Source organism: Pseudooceanicola endophyticus (genome assembly GCF_018760365.1).
Lineage (GTDB): Bacteria > Pseudomonadota > Alphaproteobacteria > Rhodobacterales > Rhodobacteraceae > Pseudooceanicola > Pseudooceanicola endophyticus.
The window spans coordinates 378,992-405,134 of record NZ_JAHIAB010000003.1; the positions used below are offsets into that span (position 1 = coordinate 378,992).

Below are 26,143 nucleotides of genomic sequence, written 5' to 3' on the forward strand. Positions count from 1 at the left end.
GCCCGCGACGCACCGTGTCACCTTGACGTGAGCCATGTCAGGGTTCAGTAGCAGGCATATCCGTCCCCCGGCCGGCAGCGCGCCCGGTCCGGGGGATGACCGCCGCCCGCCCTGTTACACCAGTACATTAACGGATTGTTCCATGTCTTTGAAAACCATCGGCCTTTCCCTTGGCCTCCTGGTCGCCTCGCTGACCCATGCCTCGGCGCAAACCCTGTATTTCTCGGCCATCCCCGATGAGGACGAGACCAAACTGGTCGCGCGGTTCTCGAAAGTGGCCGATTATCTTTCGACGACGCTGGGTGTCGACGTGAAGTTCGTGCCGGTGAAAAGCTACGCCGCATCGGTCACCGCCTTCCGCAACAACCAGATCCAGCTGGCCTGGTTCGGCGGCCTGACCTCGGTGCAGGCACGTCTGGCGGTGCCGGGCGCCCAGACCATCGCGCAGGGCAAGGAAGACCCGACCTTCATCTCCTACTTCATCGCCAATACCGCGACGGGGCTTGAGAAAAGCGACGATTTCCCCGAAGCCGCCAAGGGGCTGAGCTTTACCTTCGGCGCCAAGACCTCGACCTCGGGGCGGCTGATGCCGGAATACTGGATCCGCAAAGACACCGGCGAGGCGCCGGAGGATTTCTTCTCCAAGGTCGGTTTCTCGGGGGATCATTCGCAGACCCTGCGCCTTGTCGCCTCGGGCGCCTATGACATCGGCGCGCTGAACTATGCCGTCTACGACAAGGCCCTGGCCGAGCATGACCCGGATACCGAAAAGGCCAAGGTGATCTGGCAGACGCCGCCCTACCCGGATTACAACTGGACGATCCGCGGCGACGTGGACGCGACCTTCGGCGAGGGCTTCATCCAGAAGGTCCAGGACGCGCTGGTCAACCTGCACGACCCCGAGATCCTGAACGCCTTCCCGCGCGAGGCCTTCATTCCCGCGAAGAACGCCGATTTCGACCCGGTCGAGGAAACCGGCAAGACGCTGGGCCTCATCGAATGAGCCTTGCGCGGCTTGACGGGGAAACCCTGGGCTACGGTCAGCGGCCGGTGCTGCGCGAGGTGCAGTTTGCCCTTTCGCGCGGAGAGCACGTTGTGCTGCTGGGCCGGTCCGGCGCCGGGAAATCCACCCTGCTGAGCCGCGTCTACACCCAGACCAGCGCCACCGACCGGGTGGCGCTGGTGCCGCAGGATCACGCGCTGGTGCCGCAGCTTTCGGTGGCGCGCAACGTGCTGATGGGGCGGCTGGATGATCACGCCGCATGGCACAACCTGCGCACGCTGGTCTGGCTTTCGGGCCCCGAACGCGAGGGGATCCGGGCCTATCTTGATCTGGTGGGCCTGTCGGACCTGGCGCCGCGCAAGGTCGAGGCACTCTCGGGCGGGCAGAAACAGCGCGTGGCGCTGGCGCGCGCGCTCTGTCGCGGCGGCGCGCTGCTGGTGGGCGATGAGCCCGTCTCGGCGGTGGATGAAACCCAGGGCGCCGCGCTGATCGAACAGCTTCAGGCGCGTTTCGACACCACGCTGACGGCCTTGCACGACGTGGGTCTGGCCCGCCGCTATGCCACGCGCCTGGTCGGCATCGGCCGTGGCGCGATCCTGTTCGATGCCCCCCCTTCGGAGGTGAGCGATGCCCAGCTTGCAGACCTTTACGCGGCCTGAGCGGCCCCGGCTGAAGGTCGTCCTGCTGTTCGCCGTCCTGGCGCTGCTGGCACTGCCCTTTGCCGATCTGGGGATGGCCGATCACAATCCCTGGCCGGTGGTGGGTCGGATGGCGCTTGGCTTCCTGCAGCCCGATTTCAGCGCCGTCGATGCCATCGGCACCGCGATCTGGCTGACCATCTGCTTTGCCGTCGCGGGCGTCGCGCTTGGGGGCGCCGTGGGCCTGTGCCTCGCGCCCTTCTACCACCTGCGTCCCGTCCGCTGGCTCTGCATCGCCCTGCGCTCCGTGCACGAGCTGTTCTGGGCGCTGATGCTGATGCAGATCCTCGGCATCGCGCCCGCGACGGGGGTGCTGGCCATTGCCCTGCCCTACATGGGCATTTTCGCCAAGGTCTTTTCGGAGCTGCTGGAAGAGGCCGATCAGCGCCCCTCGGAGGCGCTGGCGCCGAAGGTCGATGCGCTGTCGCGCTTCCTCTTTGCGCGTGCGCCCCTCGCGCTTTCTGCCATGACCAGCTACACGCTCTACCGTCTGGAATGCGCGCTGCGCTCCTCAGCGGTGCTGGGTTTCATCGGGCTGCCGACGCTGGGGTTCCAGCTCGACAGTTTCTTCCAGGTGGGTGACTACGGCGCGGCAAGCGCGATCATGATCTGCTACGTGGCGCTGATCGCCTCCATGCGGATCTGGATGCGGGTCCGGCTGGCGCCGCTCTGGCTGTTGGCGGCCATCGTGACACTGGCGCGCTACGACAGCCTGCCGATGGGACCGGGCGCGCTGATGCGCTTTCTGACCCAGGACATCGTGCCGGCGCCGCTGCGTCACGGCTGGGATTTCGCCGCGCTGCTGGACTGGCTGCGCCCGCTGGTCTTCGATCAGGCGGTGCCGGGCCTCTGGGCCACGCTGCTGGTCGCGCAGATCGCGCTGGCGCTGACCGGGATCCTGGCCTTCGGCGCCTTCGGATCGCTGGTGCCGCGGGTCACGCCGCGCCCGCTGCGCTGGCTGGGCCATATCGTGCTGGTGATCCTGCGCAGCTTCCCGGAATACATGCTGGCCTACCTGTTCCTTCAGGTTTTCGGCCCTTCCATGCTGCCGGCGGTGCTGGCGCTGGCGCTGCACAACGGGGCAATCATCGCCCATCTGCTGGGCCGTCAGGGCGAAACCATGGTGCCGGGCCTGCGGGCGGATGCGCCAAGCGGCCTCAGCCTCTGGGGGTTCGAGATCGCGCCAAGGCTTTCGGGCAGCTTCCTTGCCCTCTGCCTCTACCGGTGGGAGATCATCCTGCGGGAAACCGCCGTGATGGGCCTGCTGGGCGTCGCCACACTGGGCTTTTTCATCGACAGTGCCGTGCAGGAGCTGCGGCTGGACCGCGCCCTGATCCTGCTGATCGCCACCGGGCTGATGACGGCCGGGATCGACAGCCTGTCGCGCGTCCTGCGCCGCCGCATCGGCGGGCCCAACAGCAGCCGGCACCGCGCCGACTGCTGCTGAAACGAAAGCGCGCCCCGCAATGCAGGGCGCGTTTCCTCAGGTCTGGCGCGAAGGGATCAGTCCTTGGCGCGTTCCACATAGGTCAGGTCGGCGGTGTTGATCACCACGCGGGTACCGACGGCGATATGCGGCGGGACCATGATGCGGACACCGACATTGGTGATCGCGGGCTTGTAGGACGACGACGCGGTCTGGCCCTTCAGGACCGGCTCGGTCTCGGCGATCTCGACGGTGACGCGCTGCGGCAGTTCGATCGAGATCGGGTTGCCTTCGAAGGTCTGCAGGAAGACGCGCATCCCCGGCTCGAGGAAGGCGGCGCTGTCGCCCACGACATCGGGAGACGCGGTGACCTGCTCGAAGCTCTCGGGCTCCATGAAGTGGTAGCCTTCGCCGTCGTCATAGAGGAAATCGTATTCGCGTTCGTCCACCAGGGCCTTTTCCACCTGCTCGGTGGTCTTCCAGCGCATGGTGACCTTCACGCCGTCCTGAATGCCGCGCATGTCGACAGAGGTAGTGGGCGTGCCCTTGCCGGGGTGGAAGTTCTCGGCCTTGAGGACGACGAACAGTTTGCCGTCCTGCTCGACGACGTTCCCCTTGCGGAGCGAGGAAGCGATGACTCTCATCGGGTGTTGTTCCTTGTGGGTGGCTGCGGCGCAGGGTATGCGCCCGATCGTGCCCGGCCCTAGCCGATGATTACAGGAAAATCCAGACTTCAGGTGCATTTCATGTCCCAATCCCCGTGGTGGAGCCCCTCCCGACACGCAGACCGCCGCCCGGCGCTGCTGGCGCGCAACCGTGCGCAGGCGGCCATCCGGGGCTTCCTTGCGGCGCAGGACTTTGTCGAGGTCGATCCGAACGCCCTTGTCCCCAGCCCCGGGAACGAGACGCATCTTCATGCCTTTTCCACCGCGATGATCGGCAACGATGGTGCGGCGCGGACCATGTACCTGCACACCTCGCCTGAATTCGCCATGAAGAAGCTGCTGGCAGCGGGCGAGCCGCGCATTGCCGCCTTCACCCATGTCTGGCGCAACCGCGAACGCGGCCAGAGGCACAGCCCCGAATTCACCATGCTGGAATGGTATCGCACCGGCGAGGATTACGCCGTGCTGATGCAGGACGTGGCCGAGATGGCGCGCCTGGCCTGCAAGGCCGCCGGTAGCCCCCTGCTGCGCCACAGGGGGCTGTCCTGCGATCCCTTCGTGCCGTTTCAGCGGATCTCGGTCGCGCAGGCGTTTCGCGACCATGCCGGGATCGACCTTCTGGCGACGCTCTTGCCCGATGGCCGCACGGATCGCGATGCGCTGGCCGCGGGCGCGCAGGCTGCCGGTGTCCTGCTGGCCGGGGATGACACCTGGTCCGACATCTTCTCGCGCCTCCTGTCCGAGAAAGTGGAGCCGCATCTGGGCCATGACCGGCTGACCGTGCTGGATCGCTATCCGGTGGCCGAGGCCGCGCTGGCGCGCACCTGCGCCGATGACCCGCGCGAGGCCGAGCGCTTCGAGGTCTATGCCTGCGGGGTGGAGCTGGCCAATGGTTTCGGAGAGCTGACGGACCCGAAGGAACAGCGCCGCCGGTTCGAGGCGGAAATGAACGAAAAGGAGCGGATCTACGGCGAACGTTATCCTTTGGATGAAGAGTTCCTGGCGGCACTTTCCCTGATGCCCGAGGCCGCGGGCATTGCCATGGGCTTTGACCGGCTGGCGATGCTGGCAACCGCCGCCCCCTCGGTCGATGACGTGATCTGGACGCCGATTTCCGGCTAGCGCTCTCCCCGCCGGTAGGGCTGCATCAGCGCCTGGGGCACCCGGGCGCGCCGTGCCATGACGATCAGCGCCAGGATCGACAGCACATAGGGCAGCATCAGGAAAAGCTGGTAGGGCACGCCGTCCACCACGGTTTGCAAACGCAGCTGGAAGGCATCGCAAAAGGCAAAGAGGCCCGCGCCCAGCAAGGCGCGGCCCGGCCTCCAGACGGCGAAGACGACAAGCGCGACGCAGATCCAGCCGCGCCCCTGCACCATGGTCGGGAAGAAGCTGTTGAAGGCCGCCAGCGTCAGAAAGGCGCCGCCCATCCCCATCAGCGCCGATCCCGCCATCACTGCGCCGATCCTCAGGCGGATAGGGTCGATGCCCTGGGCGTCCAGCGCATGGGGGTTCTCTCCGGCCATGCGGATGGCAAGGCCGAGCGGCGTGCGGAACAGGACCCAGCCCAGCACCGCGACCAGCACAAGCGCCAGATAGGTCGGCGGCGTCTGGTCGAACAGCACCGGCCCCAGGAAGGGAATCTGCGACAGGCCCGGCACCGGCCAGGGCGCGAAGGGCGTGACCGTCGGCGGGCTGGACGAGGTCGGCACCGCCAGGCGGAAGACGTAATAGGCAAAGCTTGAGGCGAAAAGCGTGATGCCCAGCCCGGTGACGTGCTGCGACAGGCCCAGCACGACCGTCATCAGCCCGTGCAGCAGACCGAACAGCGCCCCTCCGGCAGCAGCGGCCAGCATCCCCAGCCACAGATCGCCCCCGCCATGGACGGTCAGCCAGCCCAGCATGGCACCGAAGGTCATGATCCCCTCGATCCCGAGGTTCAGCACCCCTGCCCGTTCGCACAGCAGCACGCCCAGCGTGCCGAAGACCAGCGGTGTCGCAATGCGCAGCACCGCCTCCCACAGCCCGACCGAGCCGAGAATATCCAGAAGAATGCTCATCTGCGGATCCTGTACTGGGTGAGGAACAGTGCCACCAGCATGCACAGCAGCGACAGCGCCACGGTGACATCGGCGATGTAGGACGGGATGCCCATGGCGCGCGACATGCTGTCGGCGCCCACGAACATGACGGCGGAAAACAGCGCCGCGCCGATCACGCCCAGCGGGTTCAGGTTTGCCAGCATCGCGATGACGATCCCCGAATAGCCGTAGCTGGGGGACAGGTCGGTGGTGACATAGCCCTTCACCCCCATGACCTCGATCGCGCCGGCAAGGCCCGCAAGGCCCCCCGACAGGCAGGCGATGCCGATCAGCGTGCGCCCGAGGGATACGCCCGCGAAGGCTGCCGCCCGGGGGCTGAGGCCCGCCGCCCGCGCCCGCAGCCCGAAGACCGTGCGCGCCTGCACCCACCAGATCACCAGCGCGGCGGCCAGCGCGATCAGCAGCCCCGCATGAAGGCGCGAGCGCGACAGCAGCTTGGGCAGCACCGCATTGTCGGGCACCGGCACCGATTGCGGCCAGCCGAAGGCCAGCGGGTCCTTCATCGCCCCGTCGATCATCATCGACACGAACAGCACCGCGACGAAGTTCAGCAGCAGGCTGGTCACCACCTCGTCGACGCCGAATTTCAGCCGCAGTCCCAGCGGCACCAGCAACAGGATCATCCCCGCCACGGCCCCCGCGATCAGGGACAGCAGGATCGCAACCGGCGCGGGCAGGCTCGCCACGGCAGGGATCATCCCGAAGGCCGCCACCGCCAGTGCGCCCATGTAGAATTGCCCCTCGGCCCCGATGTTCCAGAGCCGCGCGCGGAAGGCCACCGCCGCCGCGAGCCCGGTCAGGATCAGCGGTGTCGCCCGCGTCAGCGTCTCGGAAATGCCAAGCCGCGAGCCAAGCGCGCCCTTCAGGATCAGGCCGTAGGCGCGCAGCAGGTCTCCTCCCGCAAGCATGATCAGCAGGCCCATCAGCAGCAGTGCCGCCAGGATCGCGCCCAGAGGCGCCAGTAGGGTCAGCGCGGCGGCGGGGCTGTCGCGGCGTTCAAGGCGCATCGGGCGTCTCCCCGCTTTCGATGGCGGCGGCGGCGTCCCAGTCGCCCGCCATCATCAGTCCCAGCAGCCGGGCATCGGCGCGCGCCACCGGGATCGCGGGCGACAGCCGCCCGTCGACGATGGCACGGATACGGTCGGAAAGCGCCAGCACCTCCTCCAGATCCTCCGAGATCAGCAGTACCCCGGCGCCGCGCGCACGGGCTTCCAGCAGCCGGGCATGGACCCCGGCAATCGCACCTTCGTCCAGCCCGCGCGAGGGCTGGGCCGCGACCAGAATATCGGGCCCGGCCTCCAGCACCCGGCCCAGGATCAGCTTCTGCATGTTGCCCCCCGACAAGAGCCGGATGCGCCCGTCCACCCGGGCACCGCGCACGTCGTAATCCTTCAGGATCTTCTCGGTCGCGGCACGGGCGGCAGCGCGCTTCACCCGGCCATGGGCCGAGAATTCCGGCGCCCAGATCCGCTCCAGCACGGCGTTTTCCCACAGAGTCATGTCGCCGATCGTGCCCTCGGCATGGCGGTCCTCGGGGATGCGGCCGATCCCGGCGGCAATGGCGTGGGGCACGTCGTGGCGCGCCGGACGCTGCCCGCGGATCAGCAGATCGCCCCTTGCCGGGGCCAGCAGGCCAGAAACCAGCCCGGCCAGCGCCGTCTGGCCATTGCCGGAGACGCCGATGATCCCCAGCGTCTCCCCCCCATGCAGCCGGAAGCTGAGGTCTTTCAGGCCCTTGGCCTGCACCCCGACCGCCTCCAGCAGCACCGCGCCGGGACGCGCGGGACGCCGTTCGGGGCGGGCAACGGCGCGGCCCACCATCAGCTCGGCCAGTTCCTCCTTCGAGGTGTCGGCGGTGCGCCGTTCCGCCACCACCCGGCCCCGGCGCAGCACCACCACCCGGTCCGAGGCCGACATGACCTCGTGCAGCTTGTGGCTGATGAAGATCAGCGACAGGCCCTGGGATGCCATCTCCCGCAGGGTGGCAAACAGGCCCTCGGCCTCCTGCGCGGTCAGCACGGCGGTGGGCTCGTCCAGGATCAGCACCCGCGCCTCATTATGCAGCGCCTTCAGGATCTCGACCCGCTGGCATTCGCCGACCGAAAGGTCGGAGACGCGGGCCTCGGGATCGACCTTCAGCCCGAAGCGCTGCGACAGCGCCAGCAGCCGCGCCCGCCCCCCGGCGCGGTCCGAACGCAGCCGCCACAGGGGCTCGGTCCCGGCCATGACGTTTTCCAGCACGGTCAGGTTGGGCGCGAGGGCGAAATGCTGATGCACCATGCCGACCCCGGCACGGATCGCCGCACGCGCCCGCCCGGGCGGCAGCAGCGCACCGTTCACCCGCACCTTACCCGCATCGGCGGTGTAATGGCCGAAGAGGATCGACATCAGCGTGGTCTTCCCGGCGCCGTTCTCGCCCAGAAGGGCGATGATTTCACCCTGATCCAGATGCAGGGAGACATCCTCGTTCGCGGTGACGGCGCCGAAGCGCTTGGTGATGCCCGACAGTTCCAGGACAGGGGTCATGCGCAGCCTCCGAACAGCGGGATGGGATGGGTCCAGAGCGCCTCCAGCGGGGCGGCTAGGGACAGCAGGCGCAGGTCGCCGCCAATGGGGGTGATCAGCTGCACCGGCAGCGGCAGGCCGGCGGCATCGGCCCCGACCGGCAGGGTCAGCGCCGGAGCGCCGGTGATATTGGCCAGCGCCGCATAGGGCGCATAGGTGTCCATCCGGTGCAGCTGTGCCTCCGGATCCGCGTGATCGGTGGGGAAAGCGCCCAGCGGCAGCGGTGCGCAGGAGAGCATCGGTGTGAGCAGCACGTCGACCTCTTCGAAGAGATGCCACAGGGCATGGGCCGCCGTGGTCCCGGCCTCAAGCGCGGACCAGAGATCCTTTGCGCTCAGGGTCTTGCCCCGGTTTGCAAAGCTCTGGGTCAGCGGTTCGCAAAGCGACAGATCCAGCCCCGCATCGCCAAGGGCCGCCAGGTTGGCCGAGATGATCCGGTCAAACCCCCGGGCGCTGACCCGCCGGATGCGGTCCAGCCGGGCGGCGGGGATCACCCTCAGCGCATGGCCCGCGGCCTCCAGCACGCGGGCGGCGGTTTCCACGGCGGCCTGACGTTCGGGTGCGATGCCGGGGGTGTCGAGGACGATGCCCAGGGTAAAGCGCCCCTCCTCGGGCAATTGCGCAAGATCCGGATAGGGTCCGCGCACCCGTCCCGTCAGGCAGGGCCAGAGCGCCCTTGCATCGCGCAGGCTGCGCGTCAGCGCAAATTCGCTGGCGATCCCGCCCAGATGGTTGCCAAAGCCCGGCCCCCCCGGGATCGCCCCGCGCGAGGGTTTCAGCCCGATCAGCCCGCAGGACGCCGCCGGCACCCGGATGGAGCCCCCGGCATCGGTGGCATGGGCCAGCGGCACGATCCCCGCCGCAACCGCCGCCGCACTGCCGCCCGAGGATCCCCCGGCGCCAAGCCGGGGATCCAGCGGATTGCGGCAGAGCGGCCCGACCTGCGGCTCGGAAGACAGCGACAGGCCGAACTCCGGAACGGTGGTCGCACCGAAGGGCCGGAACCCCGCCGCCCGGAAGCGCGCCGCCAGATCGCTGTCGGCGGCGCCCTTCCTGCCCTGCAACGCGGCAGATCCCGCGCGCATCGGGATGCCCGCGAAAGGTCCGCCCAGATCCTTGACCAGCAGCGGCACGCCGGCGAAGGGACCGGCCTGCCCCTCGGGCACATCCTCGTCGCAAAGCCAGCTGAGCGCCCCCAGATCCGCGACCTCGGCCGCGCGCCCCCGCGCCAGCGCCATGGCCCCGGCGGGGGAAATCCCCCCACCGGAAATCGCCTGCGCGAGGTCCAGGGCATCGGAAAAGGTCGTCACGGGTCGGGTCGTCAGGCCGGGGCCTCGAAGTTGCGCGGCACCTCGAATTCCCCGGCCATGATGGCGGCGCGGGTCTCCAGCATCTTCTTCACGGCGGCCTCGGGGGCCACGCCCTCCACGTATTTGATATCGCTGCCGCCGTCCTTCATCAGGCTGAGGGGCGTGTAGTTCTTGCCCACCGGATTGCCGGCGCCCACATCGGCCAGCGCCGCGTCCAGCAGCGGGCGGAAGGACCACATGGCATTGGCAAAGACCGTGTCCGGGTAGCGCGGCGTGTAGTCGATCATGGAGCCGATGGCCTTGATCCCGCGCTCTTTCGCGGCATCTGCGGTGCCGATGCGTTCGCCGAACAGGATGTCGGCGCCGCTGTCGATCTGCGCCAGACCGGCCTCGCGCGCTTTGGGCGGATCGAAGAAGGTGCCGATGAAGGAGACGACGTGTTTCGCTTCCGGGTTCACCGCCTTCACGCCGTCGCCAAAGCCGTTGATCAGCATGTTGACCTCGGGGATCGGCATGGCGCCGACACTGCCCACGGTGCCGCTTTGGGTCATCGCCCCGGCCAGCATCCCGCAGAGATAGGCGGCCTCCCAGTTCCAGGTGCCGTAGACGCCGAAATTATCGCCCGAGGCCTCCCCGGAAGAGCCCATCAGGAAGGCGGTGTCGGGATAGTCCTTGGCGACGCTGCGGGCCTCGCGCTCGACCGCGTAGGCCTCGCCCACGATCAGGGCATTGCCGGCTTCGGCATATTCGCGCATGGCGCGCGGGTAATCGGTGCCGGACACCCCTTCGGAGAAGGTGTAGTCGATCACGCCCTCCTGGTCGGCCGCCAGCATCGCGGCGTGCAGGACGGAATTCCAGGCGTTCTCGACCGGCGAGGCATGGATGCCCGCGACCTTCACGGGGGTGCCCTGGGCGCGCAGCGCAGGCGCGAACAGCGTCGCGGCGCCAAGGGCTGCCCCGGTGCCCAGAAGCCGGCGGCGGTTGATCAGGATGCGTGTCATGGTGGTCTCCCTCTGCGGTCCGCTCTGACGGCGGACATTCTGCTGGCCGCCTGACGCGGCGGCAGGACCATGGGGGCGCGGGGCCGCCGCCCTGTCAAGCGGCGCCCCCTTTGAGGCAGAGCCAAGTGCAGGAAATGCCCGGCAAACGGGCAATTCCTGACCAGATGATCAAGAGGCGTGGCGCGGGGCGTAGTCCGCCGGATCGACCTGCTCCGGGCGCCCGGAGAGCGTCAGCCGCGTGACCTCGGGCGCGGTTTCCGCGATGACCTTGCCGCGGCGGATCACCTTCAGGCGGTTCGGCCGCAGGCGGATCGCCTCGCCCGGATCGCGGGCCTGCAGAAGCACCATGTCGGCATGGCAGCCGACCTCAAGGCCATAGCCTTCAAGCCCCATGATTTTCGCGGAATTGACCGTCACCGCATCGAACAGCGCGCGCTTGTCGGCACCCGATCCCATCTGGGTCGCGTGCAGCGCCATATGGGCCACGTCTAGCAGGTCTCCGCTGCCCATGGAGTACCAGGGATCCAGCACGCAGTCCTGGCCGAAGCCCACCGTCAGTCCCGCCGCCATCAGCTCGGGGATGCGGGTGTGGCCACGGCGCTTGGGATAGGTGTCATGGCGGCCCTGGAGCATGATGTTGATCAGCGGATTTGGGATCGCGTGCAGCTGCGCCTCGGCCATCAGCGGGATCAGCTTGGAGACATAGTAATTGTCCATCGAATGCATCGAGGTCAGGTGGCTGCCGGCGACGCGCCCCTGAAGACCGAAGCGGATGGTCTCGGCGGCCAGGGTTTCGACGTGGCGCGACAGGGGATCGTCGGTCTCGTCGCAATGCATGTCGACCCGCAGGCCGCGGTCCGCCGCGATCCGGCACAGCGCCGCGATCGAGGCCGCGCCATCCGCCATGGTGCGTTCGAAATGCGGGATGCCGCCGACGATATCGACCCCCATGTCGAGCGCGCGGCTCAGCGCTGCCTCGGCCTCGGGGCAGCGGTAGTAGCCATCCTGCGGGAAGGCGACCAGTTGCAGGTCGATATAGGGCGCCACGATCTCTCGGACTTCCAGCAGCGCCTCGGCGGTGACCAGCCGGGGATCGGAGACATCGACATGGCTGCGGATCGCCAGCAGCCCCTTGGAAACGGCCAGATCGCAGTAGCGCACCGCGCGTTCGATCAGCGCTTCCCGGGTCAGGGTCGGGCGCAGCTCTCCCCAGAGGGCGATGCCTTCCAGCAGCGTGCCCGAGACGTTCATGCGCGGCAGGCCCAGCGACAGGGTCGCGTCCATGTGGAAATGCGGATCGACGAAGGGCGGGCTGACCAGCAGTCCCTGCGCATCGATGACCTCTGCGGCCTCGGCGGCTATGCCGGTGTCCAGCGCCGCGATGCGTCCGTCCCGCACAGCGATGTCGATCCCGCTGCGCCCATCGGGCAGCGTGGCGTTGCGGATGAGAAGATCGAACATCGTCGGGTCCTTTCGGGGTCGTTCCGGTTGCGGGCGCGGCGGCCCGTCCCCGACTGTGCCGGGGCGCGGGAAACTGCAAAGCCAATCCCGCACCGGGCCGCGCCGGGGGCAGGAAAAACGCCGCCCCGTGCAGGGTTTGCGCTGTTTTTGGGCGCCCGTCGAGGGGGGCTGCTCCGGGGCTGACGCGAAAGTGGCTTTCCGAAGCCCCGGGACACGCTACAAGGTAGGGAACGACGCCTTGGGCCACCAGAAGGACCTTTCCCGGACCGCATGACGACAGTTGTTTTCCTTGCCGGCCTGATCGTGGCGCTGATCCTGGGGCTGCGCCTGCGCTACCCCCTGCCCGCCAATGCCGTGCGCCGGGGATCGCGGCGGATGCCGATTTCGGGGCGGACGGCGCTTGGGGCGCGGGTTCTGGCGCTGATGCATCACCATCCCCGCCGCAGCGGCGTGCATCCCCTGGGCGACGGGCGCGAGGCGCTGGCGGCCCGGGTCCGGCTGGCGCGCGCCGCCGAGGAAAGCCTGGACCTGCAATATTACATCTGGAAGGCCGACACGACCGGCTGGCTGCTGCTGGACGAGCTGCGCGCCGCAGCCGCGCGCGGGGTGCGGGTGCGGCTGCTGCTGGACGACAACGGGGTGCGCGGGCTGGATGATGTGATGTCGGCGCTCGACGGGCTGGAGAATGTCGAGGTGCGGCTGTTCAACCCCTATGTGCTGCGCCGGCCCCGGCCGCTGAACTACCTGTTCGACTTCCTGCGGCTGAACCGGCGGATGCACAACAAGGCGATGACCGCCGATGGGGCGGTGACCATCCTGGGCGGGCGCAATATCGGGGACGGCTACTTTGCCTACGGGCCGGGCGTGCACATCTTCGATTTCGACGTGCTGGCCGCCGGCCCCGCCGCCGAGGAGGCCGCCTGCACCTTCGATCACTACTGGGCCAGTGCCTCGGCCTATCCGGTGGCGCGGATCCTGAAGGCGGGCCATCCCTCGGGGCTGGACCGGCTGCACGCCGCCGCCGAGACCGCGCGCGAGACGTTGCAGGGCCAGGACTATGTCGAGGCGATCCGGGCCTCGGCGGTGGTGGCCGACCTCTGGGAGGAGGAGCCGGCGCTGGAATGGACGCGGGTCACGCTTTATAGCGACGACCCGGCCAAGGGCACCGGGGTGCTGGCGGATGAGAAGCTGCTGATCACCACGCTGAGCGCCCTGCTGGAGCGCGCCCGGCATTCGGTGGACGTGACCTCGGCCTATTTCGTGCCGGGGCCGCTGGGATCGCGGCGGCTGCGCGGGCTGGCCGAGCGCGGGGTGCGGACCCGGGTGCTGACGAATTCGCTGGAATCGACCAATGTCGTCTCGGTTCACAGCGCCTACATGGGCTATCGCACGGCGCTGTTGAGCGCGGGCGTGTCGCTTTACGAGCTGCGCGCCCATCCGGTCTTTCCCCATGAACGGCTGATGCGCCATGCCCTGGCGGGCTCGACGGCGAGCCTTCATGCCAAGACCTTCGTGATGGATGGCGAGCGGGTCTTCATCGGCAGTTTCAACTTCGATCCGCGTTCGGCGCGGCTGAACACCGAGATGGGGTTCCTGATCGAGAGCCCGCGCCTGGCCGGGTTGCTGAGCCGCACGCTGGACCTGCCGGCGACCACCTATGCGCTGAGCCAGAGCCGCCCGGGGCGGCTGACCTGGCGGACCCGCGACGGCGACGGCAACGAGGTGCTCTGGCATCACGAGCCGAACACCCGGCTGATCAACCGGCTGCGCACCAGGGTGCTGCGGCTGCTGCCGATGGAATGGATGCTCTAGGGCGCCGGGGCCGCCTTTTTTCGGGGCCTCCCCTTTAGGGGGCAGCGACGGCGGCACCGGGGGCTGGGGGCTCTGCCCCCGTCTCCAGCGGAGACTCCCCCGGGATATTTCCGGCCAGATGAGAAAGAGCCTCTCAGGCGGCGGCGAATTCGTCGTAGCAGGCCAGGGCCCTGGCGCCGTACATCAGCCCCGGACCGCCCGACATCTGGATGCCCATGGCAATCACGTCCGAGAGTTCCTCGCGGGTGACGCCGAGCTTCACCAGCGCTTCCACATGGCTGATGATGCAGGGTTCGCAGCGCATCACCAGGGCCATGCCGGTGGCGATCAGCTCCTTTTGCCGTTCCTCCAGCACGCCGGCCTCCTTCACGGCCTTCGACAGGGTGCCGAAGCCGCGGGTCGCTTCGGGGGCGCTCTTGTAGAGGGTGCGCAGGTTGGCGCGCATCTCCTCGGCCTTTTCCTTGTAGCTCATCTCGGGGTCCCTCACATGAAAAAGCCGGGCCCCTTGCGGGGCCCGGCGGCTGGATCAGGGCGGCTATTCCTCGTCGCCTTCGGCCATGCGCCGGTCGCGCTGCAGCTCGACCCACATGGCGTTCATGACGGCGAAGACGGCGGCCAGGGGCAGGCCCAGAAGCCAGGCAAAATACCACATCGCATTGGTCCTCTCAGTAGACGGTTTCGGAGTTCTTGGCGACGTCCTCGACCGTGACCTTGCCCCAGAGCACCTTGTAGACCCAGGCGGTGTAGAGCAGGATGATCGGCAGGAAGATGACCGTCGCCACCAGCATGATGAACAGCGTCAGGTGCGAGGACGAGGCGTCCCAGACCGTCAGCGAGGCGGTGGGGTTCAGCGAGCTGGGCAGGATGAACGGGAACATCGTCAGCCCGACCGAGGAGATCGCGCCGAAGATCGCCAGCTTGGAGAACAGCAGCGTGCTGCCCTCGCGGCCGGCGCGCAGCCCCAGCACCGCCAGACCCATGCCGGCGAAGGCAAGGATCGGGGCGATGATGATCCAGGGACGTTCGCCATAGGCTGCCAGCCAGCTGCCGCCGCGCGTCACCTCGGACCACAGCGGGTTCGACGGGCCGTCGGTGACGACCGGGGCCGCCAGATGATAGGCGGGGATGCCGATCGCCAGCCAGATCCCGGCCAGGGCATAGCCCACCAGGAAGATCACGCCGGTCACCGAGCCGATGGCCCGGGCCCGCATCGCCACCACGCCGTCGGCCTTGAAGGACACCCAGGCGGCGCCATGGGTCAGCAGCATGGTCAGCGACACGATGCCGGTCAGCAGCGCGAAGGGGTTCAGCAGGAACAGCAGCTTCAGGATGAAGTTGCCCGGGTAGAGCGGGATCAGGTCCGGCGTCAGATCGAAGGGCACGCCCTTCAGCACGTTGCCGACGGCCACCCCGAAGATCAGCGCGGGCACCGCGCCGCCGACGAAGAGGCACCAGTCGAAGGTCGACCGCCACCGGGTGCCTTCCCGCTTGGAGCGGTACTTGAAGGACACCGGGCGCAGGATCAGCGCGGCGAGGATCAGGAACATCGCCAGGTAGAAGCCCGAGAAGCTGACCGCGTAGAGCGGCGGCCAGGCGGCGAAGATCGCGCCGCCGCCCAGGATGAACCACACCTGGTTGCCTTCCCAGACGGGACCCACGGTGTTGATGACCTGGCGGCGCTCCATGTCGGTCTTGCCGATGAAGGGCATCAGCGCCGCGGTGCCCATGTCGAAGCCGTCGGTCATCGCGAAGCCGATGAGCAGCACGCCCAGCAGCACCCACCAGATGACCCGCAGGGTTTCATAGTCGATGAGGTTGGAAAGGATCATGTCTCTTACTCCCCTGCCGGCACTGCGGCGTAGGGCTTGTCACCCCGGTCCGAGGTCAGGCGGGCTTCGTGACGGGCCATCCAGGCTTCGGTTTCCTTGACGTCGATATGCGGACCCTTGCGGATGTATTTCAGCATCAGGCCCATCTCGACGACGAAGAGCACAGAGTAGAAGGCGACGAAGCCGATCAGCGTGAACAGCAGGTCGCCGACGGAAAGCTGCGAGGCCGAAAGGGCTGTCGGCAGCACGCCGTCCACGGTCCAGGGTTGGCGGCCGAATTCGGCCACGACCCACCCCATCTCTGCCGCGATCCAGGGGAAGGGGATCACGATCACCGCGAGGCGCAGGGCCCAGCGGGGATAGCTCTGCCCTTTGAAGGAGGAGCGGAAGAAGAAGTAGATCATCACGGCGATGAAGGCGAAGCCGAGGGCGACCATGATCCGGAAGGCCCAGAACAGGATGCCGACTCCGGGCACGGTATCATCCGCGGCCTGCTGGATCTGCGCGGGCGTGGCCTGGCGCGGATCGTCCACGTAGCGTTTCAGCAGCAGGGCATAGCCCAGGTCCGCGGAATGCGCTTCGAAGGTGGCACGGACATCGGCCGGAACCTGGTCCTTGTCGGCGCGGATGGTCATCAGCGCGTCATAGGCGATGATGCCGCTCTGGATGCGGTCCTTGTTCTTGGCGACCAGCTCGTCGATCCCGGGGATCGGGGTGTCGAGGGAGCGGGTGCCGATCAGGCCCATGACCCAGGGAACGTGGATCGCGTAATGCGTCTCGCGCGCTTCCTTGTCCGGGAAGCCGAACAGGGTGAAATGGGCGGGCGCGGGCTCGGTCTCCCACATGGCCTCGATGGAGGCGAGCTTCATCTTCTGGGTCTCGCCGGCGGTATAGCCGGACTCGTCGCCCAGCACGACGACCGAAAGCGCTGCGGCCAGACCGAAGGCGGAGGCCACCGTGATAGAGCGTTTCGCAAGCTCCAGGTGGCGGCCCTTCAGCAGGTACCAGGCCGAGACGCCCAGCACGAAGACCGAGGCCGTGACATAGCCCGCCGAGACGGTGTGCACGAACTTGGCCTGCGCCACGGGGTTGAACAGCACGGCCATGAAATCGGTCATTTCCATGCGCATCGTGTCGGGGTTGAAGGTGGCTCCGACCGGGTGCTGCATCCAGCCGTTGGCGATCAGGATCCACAGGGCCGAGAAGTTCGACCCGATGGCCACCAGCCAGGCGACGATGCAGTGGGTGACCGGTTTCATCCGGTCCCAGCCGAAGAAGAAAAGCCCCACGAAGGTCGCCTCGAGGAAGAAGGCCATCAGGCCCTCGATCGCCAGCGGCGCCCCGAAGATGTCACCCACGTAGTGGCTGTAGTAGCTCCAGTTCATGCCGAACTGGAACTCCATCGTGATCCCGGTGGCGACACCGAGCACGAAGTTGATCCCGAACAGCGTTCCCCAGAATTTGGTCATCTGCCGCCAGATGGGGCGGCCGGTCATGACATAGACAGTCTCCATGATCGCCACGAGGATCGCGAGACCCAGCGTCAGCGGCACGAAGAGGAAGTGATATAGGGCTGTCGACGCGAATTGCAGTCGCGACAGCTCGACGACACCTAGCTCCATTCCCGGTTTCTCCTTGCTTCAAGGCAGATCCGCGCACAGTATACACGTTTTACGCGATTTCGTGAGTCACGGACCTGTCAATCGCGGCGGACATTAGTCCTTTGGCGGGAATAGTCCCTGTGACAATATCACCTATCCCTGTGCCTTACCCAAGCGTCACCCGGCGCTGGAACAGCCCGCTGTCGGCGCCCCGGTGCAGCGCCACCAGCAGCGCGGCCTGCGGCAGATAGGCCCGCACGCCGGCCATCACCCGGGCCGCCGTGGCGCTGTCCAGCCCCTCGGTCGGCTCGTCCAGAAGCAGCACCGAAGGCCTTTTCAGCAAGGCTCTGGCAAGGCACAGCCGCCGCGCCTGCCCGCCCGAAAGGCCGGCGCCGCCCTCGCCCAGAAGCGCGTCCGGTCCCCCCCGGCGGCGCACCTCTTCCGCAAGGTCAACCGCATCCAGAACCGACCAGATTTCAGGGTCTTCGGCGGGTCCTGCCAGCGTCAGGTTGTCGCGGACGGAACCGGCGATCAGGGCGCTGCGTTGCGGCAGCATGATCACATTCTTGCGAAAATCGGCCTCTCGCCATTGCGAAATCGACCTTCCTTGAAAAGTCACAGACCTCTCCGGAGGAATCGGAATCAGTCCGGCGGCCTGAAGAAGCAGAGTCGTCTTGCCCGAACCGCTGGGTCCGCTCAGCGCCACTGCATCCCCCGGTTGCAGGATCAGCTGCTGTTGCGGGGTGGTCAGGACCATGGCAGGCGCGCCGGGCACCGGATCCGCGGGGGAGTCGGGTGCGCCCTCGGCGGGCGTTTCGGGCGCGACCCGGCCCGCCGCATCGGCCATCCGTCCGATCTCGGACACGCCCCGGCGCAACGGCAGCAGCGCTTCCGCCAGCGCCAGGGTCACGAAGACGGCGATGGCGGCGGCGGCGGCCCCCGCCTGCCCTGCGGCCACCAGCGCCCCCGCCAGCACGATGGCCAGGGCCACGGCGATCCCGTGCAGCAGCGACAGTGCCAGCCCTGCCCCCCGGTCGGCCCGGTCCAGCCGCGCGGCAGCGGCACGGGCCTGTCCGTCAACCTGCGCCAGCGCGGCGCGGCGTTCGGGGATCTGGCCGGCAAGGATCAGCGCCTCGCGGTCACGGATCATGTCGATCAGGCCCCGGCGCAGGCGTTGCAGCGCGGCTTCCGCCTCCGAAGCCGGTGCTAGGCTGCGCCGCGCCAGCACCAGCAGGATCAGCGCCGCGCCCGGCAGCAGCAGAAGCGGCAGCATCAGCGCCACGCCACCGCCCACCAGCGCCCAGAGGGCCAGCGCCGCCAGCACGATGGTACAGCCCCCCGCCAGCAGCGGCAGCAGCAGCCGCAGCACCAGCCCGTCCAGCGCATCGACATCGGCAATGATCCGGGTCAGCGCGGTCTCGCTGCGCAGCTGCGCCAGGGCACGCGCCCCGGCCCGGGCCTGACGGCGCAGCAGGTCGACCCGCAGCGCCGCCAGCGCCCTGAGCGTCGCATCATGGGTCAGAACCCGTTCGCCGTAGCGCGCCGCCGTTCGCCCAAGGGCCAGGAAGCGCACCCCCGCAGAGGGGCGGAAGACATCGAAGGCAATGCCCATGCCCGCCACCCCGGCAATGCCGGTGGCGGTGATGAACCAGCCCGAAAGGCCCAGCAGCGCCGCCCCCATCAGCAGCACCACCAGCGCCAGCGCGGCGCCCCGCGTCATCGCCCAGGGCGCCGCCCCCAGCAATTGCCGCATCATCTTCAGCATCGGTTTCATGCGCTTACCTCCACCGCGCGATCCAGCGCCGCAATCAGTGCCGGATCATGGGTTGCAACCACCAGCGTGCGCCCGGCGCCGCGCAGGTCCAGCAGCGCCCGGATCACCCGGGCGCCGGTCTCGGCATCAAGATCGGCGGTCGGTTCGTCCGCCAGGATCAGCTCCCGCTCCGAGGCAACGGCGCGCGCGATCATCAGCCGCCGCGCCTCGCCGCCGGACACCCCGCCGCCACGCTCCCCCAGCCGCGTCGCCAGCCCCTCGGGCAGGCGCGCGACGATGCGGCCGGCCTGCGCCAGATCCAGCGCCGTTTCCAGATCCGCGTCCGGGCCGCCCAGGTAGGCCTCAAGCGTCATGTCGCCGAAATGCGGGCGCTGCGGCAGGAAGGCCATTCGGGCGCGCCAGGCATCGGCTGTTTCGCCGTCCAGAAGCCGGCCACAGACCCGGATCTCGCCCTCTGCCAGCGGCACCAGACCGGCCAGCGCCATCAGGCATGTCGACTTGCCGGCTCCCGACGGCCCGCTCAGCGCCACCGCCTCTCCGGCCTTTAGCGTCAGGTCCGGCAGCGCCAGCAGGCGCCCCGGCAGGGCGGCCACCGCGCTGCGGATCTCGACCGCCAGCGGGCCTGCCAGCGGCGTCGCCGGCGTCCCCTCGCCCAGCACGCTCAGCCGCTCGGCGGTTTCTGCCTCGGCCAGCTCCTGCGCCACTGCCAGCCCCGAAGCCCGGTCATGCCAGGCGGCGGCCAGATCGCGCAGCGGCTGGAAGAACTCGGGCGCCAGCAGCAGAACGAACAGCCCCCCCGACAGCGTCATCGGCTGCCCCCAGGTGCCGAAGGTCAGCACCCCGAGCAGCGAGAAGCCGACATAGACCGCCACCATGGCCACCCCGATGGCCGCGAAAAGCTCCAGCACGGTGGAGGACAGGAAGGCAATGCGCAACACCGCCATGGTGCGCGCGCGCAGCCCCTCGGCGCGCTGCTCGAAATCCGCCGCCGCCCGTTCGGTCGCGCCCAGAAGCCGGATGTCCTGCAAGGCCGAAAGCCGGTCCATCAGCATGTCGTTCATCGAGGCGATCTCGCCCAGCTGCCGGCGCGAGGCCTCCTCGGCGGCCATCCCCACCAGCGCCATGAACAGCGGGATCAGCGGCCCGGAAACCAGCAGGATCAGAGCCACCACCCAGGACACCCAGCCCGACAGCAGCAGCAGCGCCAGCGGCAGCAGCAGAACCTTCAGCGCCGCCACCCGGTAGCGGGTGATCCAGGGTTGCAGCATCGGCAGCTTCTGCACGCAAAGCGCGGCCACCGCCGCCGATCCCCGCGCCTCCCGGCTCAGCGCCTCGCGGCCCAGGATGCGGGCCCGCTCGCCCCCGATCACCCGGTCGGCGGCACGAAACAGCAGGGCTCCCGCCCGATGCTCCAGCAGCGCCCGCAGCAGCACGCATACCAGAAAGATCGCCGCCGCCCAAAGACTGCGCTGCATCACCTCCGTCCCGGAGGCCCAGCCAGAGACCGCCCAGGCCAGCCCGCCCGCCTGCACCGGCCAGAGCAGCCCGGCCAGCACCGAAAGCGCCCCGGCGCGCTGCAATTGCGGCGAAACCGGCGCGATCAGCCGCGCCTCTGCCGCCCGCGCGGCGGCCCTGTCGGGTTTTTCGGACATCTTGCAAGCCTTTCTCTTTCCACGGCTTCTCTGGTTATCCCGGATGCCGCCCCCCTTGAATGGACTGAATCGTCACAGCGTCCCACATCTTTTCCCCGCGCCCGGCTCTTTCATCTGGCCGAAAATATCCCGGGGGAGTCGCGCCTGACGCGACGGGGGCAGCGCCCCCCCCGTTGACCCGCCTCCCCTCGACCCGCCTCCCCTTGACCCGCGTCCCATCCGGGGCCACCCTCCGGCCATGACCGCGATCCGCAGCATCCGCAACCTCGGCCCCGCCCTCGAAGAGGCCTTCCACGCCGCCGGCATCACCAGCGCCGAGGCGCTGCGCGCCCTTGGTGCCGATGCGGGTTACGAGGCGGTGGTGCGCGCCGGCAGACGCCCCCATGTGATGGCCTTCATCGCCCTGGTGACCGGCCTTCAGGACCGCCCCTGGAACAGCTGCGACAAGGCCGAGCGCGCCCTGCTCAGGACCCGCTACGAGGCCGTTCTGGAGCGCGCCCGCAGCGCCGGGCCGAAAGGCGATGCCCTGCCCGCCGACCTCTCCGCCTTCCTGGAACGTCACGGTATCCGCGCTGTGGGCTGAGGGAACCGGCAGCGCCCGGCCTTCGTTGGGTCGGCAAGCAACCACGGAGGAAAGCATGGCCTATCAACGCACCGATTCCATCGGCGGGGACTTCCTGCGCGTCATCCTCGCCATCATCCTGCCGCCGCTCGGGGTCTTCTTCCAGGTCGGTTTCGGCAAGCATTTCTGGATCAACATCATCCTGACCCTGCTGGGCTACATCCCGGGCATCATCCACGCGCTCTACATCATCCTGCGGGACTGAGCCGATGGCCCAGACCTGGACCCATCACGCCTCCCGCAGCACCCGCGCCGAGGACCTGCTGCGCCTGCAACGGCTGGAGCGTCTGGCACGCGGCCTTGACGCGGCCTTCCGCCTGCCCGGCACGCGGATCCGCTTCGGCTGGGACGGGCTGGTCGGGCTGGTGCCCTGGCTGGGCGACACGCTGACCCTGCTGCCGACGCTCTGGATCGTGATCCGGGCCTGGGAAATGGGCATCCGCAAGCGGGTGCTCGTGCAGATGGCGGGCAATATCATGCTCGACTGGCTGCTGGGCATGGTGCCGGTGCTGGGGGACATCTTCGACATCGGCTGGAAGGCCAACCTGCGCAATGTCGCCCTGATGCGGCGCGAGCTGGAGGGCTGAGGCCCACGCCCGGGCAGATCCCGGTCCTGCGGCGTCCGGCAAGGAGGCCCGGCAAGACAGGGCCCTCAAGACAGGTGCCCTTCATCAGGGCCCGTCCATCAGGCAAGAAAAAACCCCCGGCAGAGCCTGCCGGGGGTTTTCCGTTTCAGCGGAACCGGAAGGTTCAGCCCACCAGCTCGAGGCCGGAGAAGAAATAGGCGATTTCCTGTGCCGCGGTTTCCGGAGCGTCGGAACCGTGGACCGAGTTTTCACCCATCGACAGGGCGAATTCCTTGCGGATGGTGCCCTCATCGGCGTTCGCCGGGTTGGTGGCGCCCATCACTTCACGGTTCTTCGCGATCGCGCCTTCGCCTTCCAGCACCTGCACGACGACCGGCTCGGATGCCATGAACTCGACCAGCTCGCCGTAGAAGGGGCGATCCTTGTGGACTTCGTAGAACTTGCCGGCTTGCGCTTCGGAGAGGTGGATGCGCTTCTGCGCGACGATGCGCAGGCCGGCCTCTTCGAACTTGGCGTTGATCTTGCCGGTCAGGTTGCGGCGGGTGGCGTCGGGCTTGATGATCGACAGGGTGCGTTCGGTGGCCATGTGTCTGGTCTCTCTTCCGGATGGGCAGGACTGCCCGCGTGAAAATCTGGCCTCGGGTAGCATGGGGTCGTGCGATTGAAAAGCCGTCAAATCGCGCCGGTGTGCGTGCCGTCGTGCGTGTCGGTGCGTGCCGGCGGGCATGCCTTTGGGGCACGCTCAGGGGGGCGCTGCCCCCGGCGCGGGCGGGCCCGCGCCTCCCCCGGGATATTTGTGGCCAGATGAGGGAGCCGGGCGCGCGCGGGCCGTTGACGGTGTCGCGGGGATGCGTCACAGACGCCCCATGCTGCGTATCAAAGATATCTCCTATTCCGTTGCCGGCCGCCCCCTTCTGGAGGGCGCCTCGGTCACCATTCCCGATGGTCACAAGGTGGGCATCGTCGGTCGCAATGGCACCGGCAAATCGACCCTGTTCAAGCTGATCCGGGGCGAGCTGGTGCTGGAGGGGGGCGAGATCTCCCTGCCCGCGCGCGCGCGCATCGGCGGCGTCGCCCAGGAGGTGCCCGGCAACGAGGTGAGCCTGATCGACACGGTGCTGGCCGCCGACAAGGAACGCGCGGCGCTGATGGCGGAGTCCGAGACCGCCACCGACGGCGCGCGCATCGCCGAGATCCAGACCCGGCTGGTCGATATCGCCGCCTGGTCCGGCGAGGCCCGCGCGGCCTCGATCCTGAAGGGGCTTGGCTTTACCGACGAAGAGCAGCTGATGCCCTGCTCGGCCTTCTCGGGGGGCTGGCGGATGCGGGTGGCGCTGGCGGGGGTGCTGTTCTCGGCGCCCGATCTGCTGCTGCTGGACGAACCGACCAACTATCTGGACTTGGAAGGTGCGCTGTGGCTGGAAAGCTACCTGGTGACCTATCCGCACACGGTGCTGGTGATCAGCCACGACCGCGGGCTGCTGAACCGCGCCGTCGGGGCCATCGTGCACCTGGAGGACCGCAAGCTGACCCTGTACCAGGGCGGCTATGACACCTTCGCCGCGACCCGGGCCGCACGTCTGGCCGTGGCCGAGGCCGAGGCCAACAAGCAGGATGCGCGCCGCGCCCACCTGCAGAGCTTTGTCGATCGCTTCCGCGCCAAGGCCTCCAAGGCGAAACAGGCGCAGTCGCGTCTGAAGGCGCTCTCGAAGATGACGCCGATCACCCGGCCGCAGGAGGCCGCGTTGCGCCGCTTCTCCTTCCCGACGCCGGAGGAGCTGTCGCCGCCGATCCTGCGGATCGAGGGCGGGGTCGTGGGCTATGACGACAAGCCGGTGCTGTCCAAGCTGGACCTGCGCATCGATCAGGACGACCGGATCGCCCTGCTGGGCCGCAACGGCGAGGGCAAGTCGACCCTGTCGAAACTGCTGGCCGAGCGGCTGGCGCCGATGGGCGGCAAGTTCACCAAGTCCTCCAAGCTGCGGGTCGGTTTCTTCGCCCAGCACCAGGTCGAGGAGCTGCATCTGGACGAGACGCCGCTGGATCACATCCGCCGTGAACGCCCGAGCGAGGCGCCGGCGCAGCTGCGCGCGCGGCTGGCGGGCTTCGGCATCGGTGCGGAACAGGCGGATACGCTGGTGGGCCAGCTGTCGGGCGGCCAGAAGGCGCGCCTGTCGCTGCTGCTGGCGACGCTGGATGCGCCGCATATGCTGATCCTCGACGAACCGACCAACCACCTGGACATCGAGAGCCGCGAGGCGCTGATCGAGGCGCTGACCGACTATTCCGGCGCGGTGATCCTGGTGTCGCACGACATGCACCTGCTGAGCCTCGTCGCCGACCGGCTGTGGCTGGTCAAGGATGGCCGGGTCTCTCCCTACGAGGAGGACCTCGACAGCTACCGCGAGATGCTGCTGCAGGGGGCGCGCCCCTCCGCCTCCAAGAAGGAGAAGGAGGTGGTGAAGGAGAAGCCGAAGAAACCCACGCGCGAGGCGATCACCGGCCTGCGCGCCGAGGTGCGCAAATGCGAGGAGCGCGTCGGCAAGCTGAACGAGATGGGCGACAAGCTGTCCAAGAAGCTGGCCGATCCCGCGCTTTACGAGCCCGAGAAGGTGGGCGAGCTGGAAGTGTGGAACCGCAAATACGCGGAGCTGCGCGGGGCGCTGGAAAAGGCCGAGGCGCTGTGGATGGCCGCGTTGGAGAAACTGGAGACGGCGGAAAGCGCCTGAGGCTTGGCAAGCCCCCCGGGCACACGCCATAAGGGCCTATGGACAGCACCTTCCTTGTCACCGCCTTCGCGACGCTTTTCGTCATCATCGACCCGATCGGTCTGACGCCGCTTTTCGCGGCGCTGACCCAGGGGCGGACGGCGGCGGAACGGCGCGCCATCGGCCTGCGGGCCTGCGCCATTGCCCTTGCGGTGCTGGCGCTTTTCGCGCTGTTCGGAGAGCATGTACTGGGCTTCATCGGCATCTCCATGCCGGCCTTCCGCATCGCGGGCGGGCTGCTGCTGTTCCTGACGGCGCTGGAGATGCTGTTCGAGAAGCGCACCAAGCGGCGCGAGGATCAGAGCGAACATGTCGAGGCGCCAGACCCTTCGGTCTTTCCGCTGGCGATCCCGCTGATCTCGGGGCCTGGGGCCATTGCTTCGGTGATCCTGCTGTCGGGGCAGCATCCGGGGCTGTCGGGCGTGCTGGTGGTGCTGGCGGTGGTGATCGCCGTGCTTTGCGTCGTCTGGCTGCTGTTCCAGACCACCGGGCTGCTGGAGCACGCCCTGGGCAAGACCGGGATCAACGTGATCACCCGGCTGATGGGGATGCTGCTGGCGGCGCTGTCGGTGCAGTTCGTTCTGGACGGGCTGAAGGCCTTCGGCTTTGCCAGCTGACGCGATCACGCATCTGTCGCAGCCTGCCCCGGTGACGTTCCCGATGGGACCCCCTATATCATGGGCATGAACGGACAGGATTACGGACATCTCGCCTATCTGGTGGTGCTGCTGGTCGCGGTGGGCTCCTACATGCTGGTCTCCTACCGGGGGCGGCTGGGCCAGATGATGCGCCATGCGCTGCTTTGGGCGCTGATCTTTGTCGGGCTGATCGCCGGGATCGGGCTGTGGGACAATGTGAAGGGCATCCTGGTGCCCCAGCAGCAGGTCAGCGCCGCCGGAACCGAGATCACCCTGCCCCGGCAGCCCGACGGCCACTACTATGCCAATGTGCAGGTCAATGGTCGCCCGGTGCGCTTTCTGGTCGATACCGGCGCCAGCCAGATCGTCCTGACGCGCGAGGCCGCGCGCGAGGTCGGCCTTGATCCCGACAAGCTGGTCTATTCCGGGGTCGCGGGCACCGCCAACGGCCAGGTGCGGATCGCACCGGTGCGCCTTGACAGCCTGACGCTGGGCGGGGTCACCGACCACGACGTGCGCGCCATGGTCAACGACGGCGCGCTGGTGGCGCCGCTGCTGGGCATGGACTACCTGGAACGGTTCGGCCGGATCGAAATATCGGGCGGCGCGCTTCACCTGATCCGGTAAGG

Annotated in this window: 25 protein-coding genes; 11 read left to right on the forward strand and 14 right to left on the reverse strand. The window is 68.3% G+C overall.

Annotation, left to right across the window (positions count from 1 at the left end):
- The first annotated feature begins 142 nt into the window (after positions 1-142).
- The 3 genes from KM176_RS08105 to KM176_RS08115 are packed head-to-tail and all read left to right on the forward strand — an operon-like array spanning position 143 to position 3,148.
- A complete protein-coding gene (locus KM176_RS08105; protein ID WP_160893210.1) occupies positions 143-1,003 on the forward strand; it encodes a putative selenate ABC transporter substrate-binding protein in 861 nt (286 codons plus the stop codon).
- Positions 1,000-1,662 (forward strand): ATP-binding cassette domain-containing protein, encoded by a 663-nt coding sequence (locus tag KM176_RS08110; protein WP_160893212.1) that lies wholly within the window; start codon positions 1,000-1,002, stop codon positions 1,660-1,662. The genes KM176_RS08105 and KM176_RS08110 overlap by 4 nt, the downstream gene beginning before the upstream one ends.
- Positions 1,631-3,148, forward strand: a complete 1,518-nt coding sequence (locus KM176_RS08115) for a PhnE/PtxC family ABC transporter permease (RefSeq protein ID WP_160893214.1) — start codon at positions 1,631-1,633, stop codon at positions 3,146-3,148. The genes KM176_RS08110 and KM176_RS08115 overlap by 32 nt, the downstream gene beginning before the upstream one ends.
- 56 nt (positions 3,149-3,204) lie before the next feature.
- On the opposite strand, the gene efp is transcribed toward KM176_RS08115, so the two are convergent.
- Positions 3,205-3,771, reverse strand: coding sequence for an elongation factor P (efp, locus tag KM176_RS08120; RefSeq protein ID WP_160893216.1), 567 nt, complete (start codon positions 3,769-3,771; stop codon positions 3,205-3,207).
- A gap of 102 nt (positions 3,772-3,873) precedes the next feature.
- Between efp and epmA the strand changes: the two genes are divergently transcribed.
- Positions 3,874-4,914, forward strand: a complete 1,041-nt coding sequence (gene epmA, locus KM176_RS08125) for an EF-P lysine aminoacylase EpmA (protein ID WP_160893218.1) — start codon at positions 3,874-3,876, stop codon at positions 4,912-4,914.
- Here epmA and KM176_RS08130 read toward each other — a convergent pair.
- From KM176_RS08130 to KM176_RS08155, 6 genes are all read right to left on the reverse strand, one after another.
- Positions 4,911-5,852 (reverse strand): ABC transporter permease, encoded by a 942-nt coding sequence (locus KM176_RS08130; RefSeq protein ID WP_160893221.1) that lies wholly within the window; start codon positions 5,850-5,852, stop codon positions 4,911-4,913. The two genes, epmA and KM176_RS08130, sit on opposite strands and share 4 nt — an antisense overlap.
- Positions 5,849-6,901 carry an ABC transporter permease gene (locus KM176_RS08135; RefSeq protein WP_160893223.1) on the reverse strand — a complete coding sequence of 351 codons (1,053 nt, stop codon included), beginning with the start codon at positions 6,899-6,901 and terminating at the stop codon, positions 5,849-5,851. The genes KM176_RS08130 and KM176_RS08135 overlap by 4 nt, the downstream gene beginning before the upstream one ends.
- Positions 6,891-8,420, reverse strand: a complete 1,530-nt coding sequence (locus KM176_RS08140) for an ABC transporter ATP-binding protein (RefSeq protein ID WP_160893225.1) — start codon at positions 8,418-8,420, stop codon at positions 6,891-6,893. Before KM176_RS08140 ends, KM176_RS08135 begins: the two co-directional genes overlap by 11 nt.
- The gene (locus tag KM176_RS08145) at positions 8,417-9,769 is read right to left on the reverse strand and encodes an amidase (RefSeq protein WP_311136145.1); all 1,353 of its coding nucleotides are present in this window, start codon (positions 9,767-9,769) and stop codon (positions 8,417-8,419) included. Before KM176_RS08145 ends, KM176_RS08140 begins: the two co-directional genes overlap by 4 nt.
- Positions 9,770-9,780: 11 nt before the next feature.
- Positions 9,781-10,770 carry a BMP family protein gene (locus KM176_RS08150; RefSeq protein ID WP_160893227.1) on the reverse strand — a complete coding sequence of 330 codons (990 nt, stop codon included), beginning with the start codon at positions 10,768-10,770 and terminating at the stop codon, positions 9,781-9,783.
- A 168-nt stretch (positions 10,771-10,938) separates the two neighbouring features.
- Complete coding sequence (locus KM176_RS08155) at positions 10,939-12,231, reverse strand: amidohydrolase family protein (protein WP_160893229.1); 1,293 nt, start codon at positions 12,229-12,231, stop codon at positions 10,939-10,941.
- Positions 12,232-12,501: 270 nt separating this feature from the next.
- Between KM176_RS08155 and KM176_RS08160 the strand changes: the two genes are divergently transcribed.
- The gene (locus KM176_RS08160) at positions 12,502-14,043 is read left to right on the forward strand and encodes a phospholipase D family protein (RefSeq protein ID WP_160893231.1); all 1,542 of its coding nucleotides are present in this window, start codon (positions 12,502-12,504) and stop codon (positions 14,041-14,043) included.
- Between the two features lie 133 nt (positions 14,044-14,176).
- Here the strand turns inward: KM176_RS08160 and KM176_RS08165 are convergent, their stop codons facing one another.
- From KM176_RS08165 to KM176_RS08190, 6 genes are all read right to left on the reverse strand, one after another.
- Entirely contained in the window at positions 14,177-14,515 is a 339-nt protein-coding gene (locus tag KM176_RS08165; protein ID WP_160893233.1) for a carboxymuconolactone decarboxylase family protein, read from the reverse strand.
- A 63-nt stretch (positions 14,516-14,578) separates the two neighbouring features.
- Positions 14,579-14,695: a cytochrome bd-I oxidase subunit CydX gene (cydX, locus tag KM176_RS08170; protein WP_160893235.1), complete on the reverse strand. Its 117-nt coding sequence runs from the start codon at positions 14,693-14,695 to the stop codon at positions 14,579-14,581.
- A gap of 13 nt (positions 14,696-14,708) precedes the next feature.
- On the reverse strand, positions 14,709-15,872 hold the full coding sequence (gene cydB, locus KM176_RS08175; RefSeq protein WP_160893237.1) for a cytochrome d ubiquinol oxidase subunit II: 1,164 nt from the start codon (positions 15,870-15,872) through the stop codon (positions 14,709-14,711).
- A gap of 5 nt (positions 15,873-15,877) precedes the next feature.
- On the reverse strand, positions 15,878-17,494 hold the full coding sequence (locus KM176_RS08180) for a cytochrome ubiquinol oxidase subunit I (protein ID WP_160893239.1): 1,617 nt from the start codon (positions 17,492-17,494) through the stop codon (positions 15,878-15,880).
- A 145-nt stretch (positions 17,495-17,639) separates the two neighbouring features.
- Positions 17,640-19,247 (reverse strand): ATP-binding cassette domain-containing protein, encoded by a 1,608-nt coding sequence (locus KM176_RS08185; protein WP_160893241.1) that lies wholly within the window; start codon positions 19,245-19,247, stop codon positions 17,640-17,642.
- Positions 19,244-20,899 carry an ABC transporter ATP-binding protein/permease gene (locus KM176_RS08190; RefSeq protein WP_160893243.1) on the reverse strand — a complete coding sequence of 552 codons (1,656 nt, stop codon included), beginning with the start codon at positions 20,897-20,899 and terminating at the stop codon, positions 19,244-19,246. The genes KM176_RS08185 and KM176_RS08190 overlap by 4 nt, the downstream gene beginning before the upstream one ends.
- Positions 20,900-21,137: 238 nt before the next feature.
- Here KM176_RS08190 and KM176_RS08195 point away from each other — a divergent pair, with 238 nt between their 5' ends.
- Genes KM176_RS08195 through KM176_RS08205 form a run of 3 tightly spaced genes read left to right on the forward strand, consistent with a single transcriptional unit; the run spans position 21,138 to position 22,108 of the window.
- Positions 21,138-21,482, forward strand: coding sequence for a TfoX/Sxy family DNA transformation protein (locus KM176_RS08195; protein ID WP_160893245.1), 345 nt, complete (start codon positions 21,138-21,140; stop codon positions 21,480-21,482).
- 55 nt (positions 21,483-21,537) lie between these two features.
- Entirely contained in the window at positions 21,538-21,726 is a 189-nt protein-coding gene (locus tag KM176_RS08200) for a YqaE/Pmp3 family membrane protein (RefSeq protein WP_160893247.1), read from the forward strand.
- A 4-nt stretch (positions 21,727-21,730) separates the two neighbouring features.
- Positions 21,731-22,108, forward strand: coding sequence for a DUF4112 domain-containing protein (locus KM176_RS08205; RefSeq protein ID WP_160893249.1), 378 nt, complete (start codon positions 21,731-21,733; stop codon positions 22,106-22,108).
- Positions 22,109-22,271: 163 nt separating this feature from the next.
- Here the strand turns inward: KM176_RS08205 and ndk are convergent, their stop codons facing one another.
- Positions 22,272-22,694, reverse strand: coding sequence for a nucleoside-diphosphate kinase (ndk, locus tag KM176_RS08210; protein ID WP_160893251.1), 423 nt, complete (start codon positions 22,692-22,694; stop codon positions 22,272-22,274).
- Between the two features lie 280 nt (positions 22,695-22,974).
- Here ndk and KM176_RS08215 point away from each other — a divergent pair, with 280 nt between their 5' ends.
- The 3 genes from KM176_RS08215 to KM176_RS08225 are packed head-to-tail and all read left to right on the forward strand — an operon-like array spanning position 22,975 to position 26,141.
- Positions 22,975-24,837, forward strand: coding sequence for an ABC-F family ATP-binding cassette domain-containing protein (locus KM176_RS08215; protein ID WP_160893253.1), 1,863 nt, complete (start codon positions 22,975-22,977; stop codon positions 24,835-24,837).
- A gap of 38 nt (positions 24,838-24,875) precedes the next feature.
- Positions 24,876-25,493, forward strand: coding sequence for a MarC family protein (locus KM176_RS08220; RefSeq protein ID WP_160893255.1), 618 nt, complete (start codon positions 24,876-24,878; stop codon positions 25,491-25,493).
- A 60-nt stretch (positions 25,494-25,553) separates the two neighbouring features.
- Positions 25,554-26,141 carry a retropepsin-like aspartic protease family protein gene (locus KM176_RS08225; protein WP_311136146.1) on the forward strand — a complete coding sequence of 196 codons (588 nt, stop codon included), beginning with the start codon at positions 25,554-25,556 and terminating at the stop codon, positions 26,139-26,141.
- Positions 26,142-26,143: the final 2 nt, after the last annotated feature.

Excerpts from the sequence above, each read along its gene's own strand:
- KM176_RS08150 (WP_160893227.1), bottom strand. The coding sequence starts at position 10,770 with ATGACACGCATCCTGATCAACCGCCGCCGGCTTCTGGGCACCGGGGCA.
- KM176_RS08160 (WP_160893231.1), top strand. The coding sequence starts at position 12,502 with ATGACGACAGTTGTTTTCCTTGCCGGCCTGATCGTGGCGCTGATCCTG.
- KM176_RS08200 (WP_160893247.1), top strand. The coding sequence starts at position 21,538 with ATGGCCTATCAACGCACCGATTCCATCGGCGGGGACTTCCTGCGCGTC.
- KM176_RS08220 (WP_160893255.1), top strand. The coding sequence starts at position 24,876 with ATGGACAGCACCTTCCTTGTCACCGCCTTCGCGACGCTTTTCGTCATC.
- KM176_RS08155 (WP_160893229.1), bottom strand. The coding sequence starts at position 12,231 with ATGTTCGATCTTCTCATCCGCAACGCCACGCTGCCCGATGGGCGCAGC.
- KM176_RS08140 (WP_160893225.1), bottom strand. The coding sequence starts at position 8,420 with ATGACCCCTGTCCTGGAACTGTCGGGCATCACCAAGCGCTTCGGCGCC.
- KM176_RS08205 (WP_160893249.1), top strand. The coding sequence starts at position 21,731 with ATGGCCCAGACCTGGACCCATCACGCCTCCCGCAGCACCCGCGCCGAG.
- KM176_RS08190 (WP_160893243.1), bottom strand. The coding sequence starts at position 20,899 with ATGTCCGAAAAACCCGACAGGGCCGCCGCGCGGGCGGCAGAGGCGCGG.
- KM176_RS08165 (WP_160893233.1), bottom strand. The coding sequence starts at position 14,515 with ATGAGCTACAAGGAAAAGGCCGAGGAGATGCGCGCCAACCTGCGCACC.
- efp (WP_160893216.1), bottom strand. The coding sequence starts at position 3,771 with ATGAGAGTCATCGCTTCCTCGCTCCGCAAGGGGAACGTCGTCGAGCAG.
- KM176_RS08225 (WP_311136146.1), top strand. The coding sequence starts at position 25,554 with ATGGGCATGAACGGACAGGATTACGGACATCTCGCCTATCTGGTGGTG.
- KM176_RS08215 (WP_160893253.1), top strand. The coding sequence starts at position 22,975 with ATGCTGCGTATCAAAGATATCTCCTATTCCGTTGCCGGCCGCCCCCTT.
- KM176_RS08105 (WP_160893210.1), top strand. The coding sequence starts at position 143 with ATGTCTTTGAAAACCATCGGCCTTTCCCTTGGCCTCCTGGTCGCCTCG.
- KM176_RS08130 (WP_160893221.1), bottom strand. The coding sequence starts at position 5,852 with ATGAGCATTCTTCTGGATATTCTCGGCTCGGTCGGGCTGTGGGAGGCG.
- epmA (WP_160893218.1), top strand. The coding sequence starts at position 3,874 with ATGTCCCAATCCCCGTGGTGGAGCCCCTCCCGACACGCAGACCGCCGC.
- KM176_RS08110 (WP_160893212.1), top strand. The coding sequence starts at position 1,000 with ATGAGCCTTGCGCGGCTTGACGGGGAAACCCTGGGCTACGGTCAGCGG.
- KM176_RS08185 (WP_160893241.1), bottom strand. The coding sequence starts at position 19,247 with ATGAAACCGATGCTGAAGATGATGCGGCAATTGCTGGGGGCGGCGCCC.
- KM176_RS08135 (WP_160893223.1), bottom strand. The coding sequence starts at position 6,901 with ATGCGCCTTGAACGCCGCGACAGCCCCGCCGCCGCGCTGACCCTACTG.
- KM176_RS08115 (WP_160893214.1), top strand. The coding sequence starts at position 1,631 with ATGCCCAGCTTGCAGACCTTTACGCGGCCTGAGCGGCCCCGGCTGAAG.
- ndk (WP_160893251.1), bottom strand. The coding sequence starts at position 22,694 with ATGGCCACCGAACGCACCCTGTCGATCATCAAGCCCGACGCCACCCGC.
- cydX (WP_160893235.1), bottom strand. The coding sequence starts at position 14,695 with ATGTGGTATTTTGCCTGGCTTCTGGGCCTGCCCCTGGCCGCCGTCTTC.
- KM176_RS08195 (WP_160893245.1), top strand. The coding sequence starts at position 21,138 with ATGACCGCGATCCGCAGCATCCGCAACCTCGGCCCCGCCCTCGAAGAG.
- KM176_RS08180 (WP_160893239.1), bottom strand. The coding sequence starts at position 17,494 with ATGGAGCTAGGTGTCGTCGAGCTGTCGCGACTGCAATTCGCGTCGACA.
- cydB (WP_160893237.1), bottom strand. The coding sequence starts at position 15,872 with ATGATCCTTTCCAACCTCATCGACTATGAAACCCTGCGGGTCATCTGG.